The organism is Collinsella sp. Sow4_D11 (genome assembly GCF_052116465.1).
Taxonomy (GTDB): domain Bacteria; phylum Actinomycetota; class Coriobacteriia; order Coriobacteriales; family Coriobacteriaceae; genus Collinsella.
Genome location: NZ_JBQKLA010000044.1, coordinates 1 through 4,405, shown reverse-complemented (window position 1 = coordinate 4,405; position 4,405 = coordinate 1). Strand labels below are relative to the sequence as shown.

General features: G+C 68.9%; 8 protein-coding genes. 1 reads left to right on the top strand and 7 read right to left on the bottom strand.

The annotated features are described in order from the left end of the window. Positions 1–146 precede the first annotated feature (146 nt). Positions 147–452, top strand: a complete 306-nt coding sequence (locus tag ACTQ40_RS10245) for a hypothetical protein (RefSeq protein ID WP_441042439.1) — start codon at positions 147–149, stop codon at positions 450–452. Positions 453–621: 169 nt separating this feature from the next. Here the strand turns inward: ACTQ40_RS10245 and ACTQ40_RS10240 are convergent, their stop codons facing one another. The 7 genes from ACTQ40_RS10240 to ACTQ40_RS10210 all read right to left on the bottom strand — a co-directional run bounded on the left by ACTQ40_RS10240 (position 622) and on the right by ACTQ40_RS10210 (position 4,394). Then, on the bottom strand, positions 622–1,284 hold the full coding sequence (locus ACTQ40_RS10240) for a hypothetical protein (protein WP_441399517.1): 663 nt from the start codon (positions 1,282–1,284) through the stop codon (positions 622–624). Further along, a complete protein-coding gene (locus ACTQ40_RS10235; RefSeq protein ID WP_441564087.1) occupies positions 1,277–1,615 on the bottom strand; it encodes a helix-turn-helix domain-containing protein in 339 nt (112 codons plus the stop codon). The genes ACTQ40_RS10240 and ACTQ40_RS10235 overlap by 8 nt, the downstream gene beginning before the upstream one ends. After that, the gene (locus ACTQ40_RS10230; protein WP_441564085.1) at positions 1,615–1,980 is read right to left on the bottom strand and encodes a hypothetical protein; all 366 of its coding nucleotides are present in this window, start codon (positions 1,978–1,980) and stop codon (positions 1,615–1,617) included. The genes ACTQ40_RS10235 and ACTQ40_RS10230 overlap by 1 nt, the downstream gene beginning before the upstream one ends. A gap of 1 nt (position 1,981) precedes the next feature. Further along, complete coding sequence (locus tag ACTQ40_RS10225) at positions 1,982–2,359, bottom strand: hypothetical protein (protein ID WP_441564083.1); 378 nt, start codon at positions 2,357–2,359, stop codon at positions 1,982–1,984. 26 nt (positions 2,360–2,385) lie between these two features. Continuing rightward, positions 2,386–2,955 carry a hypothetical protein gene (locus tag ACTQ40_RS10220; protein WP_441564081.1) on the bottom strand — a complete coding sequence of 190 codons (570 nt, stop codon included), beginning with the start codon at positions 2,953–2,955 and terminating at the stop codon, positions 2,386–2,388. A 126-nt stretch (positions 2,956–3,081) separates the two neighbouring features. Further along, positions 3,082–4,263: a Helicase associated domain protein gene (locus ACTQ40_RS10215; RefSeq protein WP_441564079.1), complete on the bottom strand. Its 1,182-nt coding sequence runs from the start codon at positions 4,261–4,263 to the stop codon at positions 3,082–3,084. A 59-nt stretch (positions 4,264–4,322) separates the two neighbouring features. Beyond that, positions 4,323–4,394: a helix-turn-helix domain-containing protein gene (locus ACTQ40_RS10210; protein WP_441564088.1), complete on the bottom strand. Its 72-nt coding sequence runs from the start codon at positions 4,392–4,394 to the stop codon at positions 4,323–4,325. Between the last annotated feature and the right edge of the window lie 11 nt (positions 4,395–4,405).

Genomic DNA, 4,405 nt, shown 5'->3' with positions numbered 1-4,405 from the left:
GGTCGGGATGCTCCGCCGCCCTGACTGGGGCCGGATGCCCCGCGTCCCGCACCGCATCCGTGGCCATATCGACCCGAGCCTGTGGCTCGACCCTGATCCGGTGGACGACACCGAGCCGTCCACGCCTACTGCCTGAGGAGACTCCCATGACCACCACCCCCAACCCCATCAGCATCGCTCCCGAGGATCGTCCGGCGATCGCCGCCCGTCGTGGCTGGCAGACCCTGCGGCAGGGCCTCGCGATCGCTGTCGGACTCGCTGTGCTCACCACCCTCGTCGGCTCGCTCGCGGCCCCGTCGCTGCGTGACTGGCTGGCGTCGTGGGAGGTGTGGACCTGGTCCGCGATCCAGGCCGCAGGTACGGCGCTGCTGGCGTACCTGCTGCGCCGCTACCAGGACGACAGTGGCGTGGCCCCCCGCCATGCCGCTGACGAGGATGAGGGAGCCACCTAGCCCGCCCCGAACACAAATCTGCCCCCCCCGACCGCTGTGGTCGGGGGGGCAAATTTGTGTGTCATCACATCGGGCGGGTGCTGGGAAGACCCAAGGCCGCACCCGGCTGATGCCGGGGGCGTTCTTTACAGGCTGAAACCGCGAGCCCCGCGGCCAGAATCCCGGACGTTCAGCGGGCCGTGAGCTTGTCCTTCGCGGCGGCGAGGTCCATCTCGGCCTGATGGACATGCCATCGGGCGCACATGACACGCAGCGCGTCGATCCGGCGCGCCAGGGTCTCCACGTCGCCCAGTCCGCGGCCTTGGTAGCGCAGCTGGCGGGCCTGCCAACAGTCGATCAGGCCGAGGCCGTGCTCCGCCCAATCGGTTGCGGCTTTGCTCGGGTGGCCCAGCTCCGGTCGAGGGTCGAGGCGCATCATGTCGAGCGTCACGCCAACAGCCTCGGAAAGCGTGAGCTGGGAGTAGGGGACAACGCTGGCCACGAGCGCCAGGTGGCCCACGGCGTCCTGCCTCTGAGAGGAGGCGTTGATGTAGCCGTAGACATCCGGCATTGAAACCTGGTACCAGCGCCAGCCGCCGTCGACCGAGTGCGCGCTGGGCTGGCGATCTCCGCCGAGAATCCGGGCCAGATGTTTGGCTGTGAGCGCGCGAGGCTTGCCGAAAGCGACCGGGGAGGGCTCGCCAGAGTCAGTTTCTGCGACCACTAGCGCCGGGTCCACAACGGGACGACCGCGAAGGAGGTAGCCGTGGCCCATATGCGCCAGGTCGTGGTCGAGCCGTTGGAGAATGCGGGACGCGTCACGCCAGGCCCGCGTGGCGATGTATCTAGCCATGGTTGTGGAGTGCGGCGTAGGCCCACTCCACCTCGATATCAGGATCAGCCAGCATCGCCCGACCAGCCGCCGCCGCCCACCACCCACGAGGACGATCCCCCACAGGTCCACGCGACAGCGCGATCGGCATCTCAGCGTCCAGCATCCGCTCCACCGCCTCGTCATGGCGGGCCAGCTCGCCCCAAATCAGCCCCTCAGCCCGGTCGCTGATCCGGTCCCTGCCTGACTCCCACGACCGCACCGTCCGAGGATTCACCTGGAGCGCCGCCGCCAGCGAGTCCAGGGAGTGCCCCATCACAGCCCTCAGCGCCGCCAGCTCAGCCCCCGACATCATCGCGGGCTCGATCCGGACGCGACCTCCCAGTGACGCACGCAGATCAGTGGCCGATCCAGCATCCGCCGAAGTTGAGCGATCGCCAACCCCCGCTCGGTGCGCTCCAGCCCGTACCGCTCAGCATCCTCATCAGTCAGGTAGTCAGCCCCCACTCGCATGCCGCCACCGATCCGCACACACTCAGCGATCACGGCACCGGTCTGGTCGATGATCGCGGACCGGCGCATCCGCCCCTCCCGGTCGACGTCGGCAGTCCACTCGGCCAGCGGCGTCGGGTCGGCATCGGGTGCGCCCACGCTCGCGAGGTGACGGGCGACCTTGGCGCGGTAGTATGCATCGCTCTTGACCTGGCTGATCTGCATCTCAGTACACCTCCACGGGCTCGATGATCGAGCAGATCCGGTCAGCCGCGGCGTCGAGCACATCCCACAGAGCCCGCTGATATCTCAGCTCGCCCTCCACGCTCGCGCGGATGACGCCGGCGAGCTGGGGGTCCATGCCCTCATCCTCTGCTGTGTCCAGCAGATCGGTGGCGGCGGCGTACGCCTGACGGGCCTCGGTGAGGGCCTGCGACGCGACGCGCTTCTCGCGGCGGATGCGGTTGAGCATGTCCCGGGTGGTCTCGATCTCGTCGCCGTCGAACAGGGCCGCGCAGTAGGCGCGGGCCGCGCCGTACGAGGCGGCGGTGTGGTCGGCGGTAGCGGTGGCGTAGGACCGCATCTCGCTCCATGTGGTGGTCATCATCTGTCCTCTCGTGTCGTGGGTGCTCAGTAGCGCCCGGTCAGGCTGGTGATGTAGGTCGCCGCGTCGTCGCGGCTCATCGCCCGCACACCCGCCTCGGTGGTGGGGCCGGCATAGAAGCCGCCCTCCTCGTGAGCGCCCGCGGCGACCAGGTCGAGGATGGTGGCGATCTGGGTGTCGGTGATGGTGCCGCGCACAGCCTCGACCTCGACGGTTTCGACGGTGGCGTCAGCGGTCTCGACAGTCTCGGTGGTGGGCTCGGGCATCGGCACCTCGTCGATGCTGGCGTAGTGGTCGAGGAGCTGCTCGTCGGCGGTGCGGTACAGGGCGACGCGGTTCATGTGACGCATCCGGGCGGCGCGGGGCATGTCGGAGGCGTCGCGGACGATGATGATCCCGCGAGCTTCCCACGCCTCGCGGACGGCCTTGCGTGAGGCAACGAGCTCGGTGTGGCGGGCGATCTTCTCGTCGGCGTCGGCGGCGGGGATGCCCGAGGCGATGGTGGTGCGGCCGTTGAGGATGATGTCGACGAGGGCGCTGTTCTCGGCGCGGTGGGTGATGGTGTAGGTACCGGCTGCGGTGGTGATGCTGGTCATCTCTGCTCCTAGAGAGTGTTGGTGGGGCTGTTCCCCTGTCCTGATGAAATCAGTCTACACCACTATATGGTGGTGCGCAAGAGGAATCGGGAAAAAAGATTGTGGGTTTTTTTGGGGGCGATCGCTCTAGTCTGCGGGTCGGCCCATCGGCGCTACCCACGCCCAACCCGGCAGCCCTTCCAGTGTCGCCTGATGCTCCGCCGAGAGGCGACCGCGCCGATGCCGCTGCTGTGACACCCACGCACCGATCCGCCACCCCTCCCACCGCTCCTCGCGCGCAGGCGCAGCGTGACCATGCTGCTCGGCGTAGCGAGACAGGCTCTTGAACTTGGCGGCCCATCCCTGGTCGCGCGAGGACGGCTCCCACGTCCATCTCGGAATCAACTCCAGTTCGGCCACCTGCTCCGGCGTGAGCCGCTCCCTATACCGGCGCTGGTCGCGCACCCACGACCCCAGCCGAGACGCGAGAGGAGGCCATGCGCCGCCCTCGCCCAGCAGGATCGCGAGCTGTCGACTACGCTGCTCCCACGTCCACCGCTGCCGCCCCTCGACCTCGGCAACCGGCTCTAGGTGAGGCGTCACCGGCCTGTCGGCGCGTTGTGGGTAGTGCTCCGACACCCACGCAGGCGACTTGCCAAGCTCGGCAGCGATATCGACCCGTCGCACACCATCCGCCTCGAGGGCGGCGATGACCCGCCCCAGTTCTCTACCCTGCACGGAGCGCAAGATCATGCCCTCGGCGACAGTCATACGACGGCGACCCTCCTGAGCCTGCCGACGTGCAGCCCGTGACTCCGACTCACTGATGCACTCGGCGCGCCCACACGTCCGCGCCCTCGCCCCATAGTAGGTGCCGCCGCAGATCGGGCAGCGACGCCGCTGCGGCTTGCGCTCCGGCAGCCGCTCAGGCGCAGACTCGGAGCGCTCCTGCCGCACCGCTGGCGCGGTGCTCGACAGGTCCCGCGCCTGCGACGCCGCCAGCGGATCACGGGCAGCCTCCAGCTGCCGCCACTGTGGTGACCCGACCCGCGCCGCCGACTGCTCAGAGATGCGCTCCGAGATGGACAGCGACACCAGCGGGATGCCACGCGGCAGACCGTGCGCTGCCCGGTACTCGACAGCAGTCATGCCATGAGCAGGCGCGAGATGGGCGCCGAGCGAGCGGGGGCGTTTCCCACACTCATGGCACAGCACCGAGTCGTCATCGCGGTCGAGGACGCCGTACAGGCCGTAACCGTCCGGGTCGCCCACTCTCGGGCCCGTCGGCTCCAGAGGTGCGCCGCGCCGCTGCCGCTTGTAGTGCAGCATGCACAGACCTTTGGCGACCGCTTGGCGATCGCACGACGGCACCCTGCAGGCCGCCGCCGTCATCGGCTGAGGGTCCGGTACACGGTGCGTCGAGTGAGACCCGATTGGCGAGCCAGTTCCATCACTGACACCCCCCGCTGAT

What these genes read in the sequence shown, in the direction of transcription:
- ACTQ40_RS10225 (WP_441564083.1), bottom strand. Translation starts at nt 2,359, where the DNA reads ATGACCACCACATGGAGCGAGATGCGGTCCTACGCCACCGCTACCGCC.
- ACTQ40_RS10235 (WP_441564087.1), bottom strand. Translation starts at nt 1,615, where the DNA reads ATGTCGGGGGCTGAGCTGGCGGCGCTGAGGGCTGTGATGGGGCACTCC.
- ACTQ40_RS10240 (WP_441399517.1), bottom strand. Translation starts at nt 1,284, where the DNA reads ATGGCTAGATACATCGCCACGCGGGCCTGGCGTGACGCGTCCCGCATT.
- ACTQ40_RS10230 (WP_441564085.1), bottom strand. Translation starts at nt 1,980, where the DNA reads ATGCAGATCAGCCAGGTCAAGAGCGATGCATACTACCGCGCCAAGGTC.
- ACTQ40_RS10215 (WP_441564079.1), bottom strand. Translation starts at nt 4,263, where the DNA reads ATGCTGCACTACAAGCGGCAGCGGCGCGGCGCACCTCTGGAGCCGACG.
- ACTQ40_RS10220 (WP_441564081.1), bottom strand. Translation starts at nt 2,955, where the DNA reads ATGACCAGCATCACCACCGCAGCCGGTACCTACACCATCACCCACCGC.
- ACTQ40_RS10245 (WP_441042439.1), top strand. Translation starts at nt 147, where the DNA reads ATGACCACCACCCCCAACCCCATCAGCATCGCTCCCGAGGATCGTCCG.